This is a genomic window from Vibrio sp. 10N.222.55.C6 (assembly GCF_041473395.1).
Classification (GTDB): Bacteria; Pseudomonadota; Gammaproteobacteria; order Enterobacterales; family Vibrionaceae; genus Vibrio; species Vibrio crassostreae_C.
Window position 1 is genome coordinate 1 of the sequence record NZ_JBFRSD010000180.1, and the last position, 318, is coordinate 318.

The window sequence follows — 318 nt, forward strand, 5'->3', positions numbered from 1 at the left end:
GATATAAAGTTTTCCCATATCTAACATAACAGTATCACCTGGTATACCAATCACTCTTTTTCTGAATGAGATGTTTTCAGAACGGTGTTTTGGAGGGTGCAGGAACCGAATGACATCACCGTGTTCAGGATTGTATCTACCCAAACGAACACCATTGACCATAGTCCAGTACTTACCTTCAAAAGTAGGCGCCATACTTGCTCCAGTGTTGGCGTTGATTGAGTTAGAGAAGTAGTAACATAGTATGAAAATCCAGAATGTTAGCGAAGTTGATGCCGAGATTACCCATTTAATGATCTTCATGTTGAACCCTACGGC

Annotated in this window: 1 protein-coding gene; it reads right to left on the reverse strand. The window is 40.9% G+C overall.

The features are described from left to right. A partial coding sequence (locus tag AB4486_RS23130) for a S26 family signal peptidase (protein WP_372118859.1) occupies positions 1-303 on the reverse strand: 303 nt, incomplete at its 3' end. Between the last annotated feature and the right edge of the window lie 15 nt (positions 304-318).